The sequence below is a fragment of the Pseudoalteromonas fuliginea genome, assembly GCF_000690055.1.
GTDB classification, from domain to species: Bacteria; Pseudomonadota; Gammaproteobacteria; order Enterobacterales; family Alteromonadaceae; genus Pseudoalteromonas; species Pseudoalteromonas fuliginea.
This window is the reverse complement of the sequence record NZ_JJNZ01000232.1, coordinates 1-347: the sequence shown is the minus strand read 5'-3', so window position 1 is coordinate 347 and position 347 is coordinate 1. Positions and strand designations below refer to the sequence as shown.

General features: G+C 39.5%; 1 protein-coding gene. It reads left to right on the top strand.

The genetic code is table 11. From position 1 onward, the window contains the following. Nucleotides 1–347 (top strand): transglycosylase domain-containing protein (locus DC53_RS22825; RefSeq protein ID WP_033032644.1); only part of this gene is annotated, 347 nt, incomplete at both ends.

Genomic DNA, 347 nt, shown 5'->3' with positions numbered 1-347 from the left:
AGATGCCAACCTTTGATGAGTTAGAAAATCCTGACTCTAATGTAGCCTCAGAGGTAATATCATCTGATGGGGCTACTATAGGTAAATTTTACGTTCAGAACCGTACTCCTGTAAAATATGCCGATTTACCTCAAAACCTTGTTGATGCACTTGTAGCAACAGAAGATGAACGTTTTTTTGAACATTCAGGTATTGATGCTCGTGGTACATTAAGAGCAGGTTTATCTCTCGGTAGAGGAGGAGGAGCAAGTACTGTTTCTCAACAGTTAGCTAAAAACCTTTTCCACGGAGAAGGATCAAAAAATCTTTGGGAGCGATTAAAGCAAAAGGCGAAAGAATGGGTTATT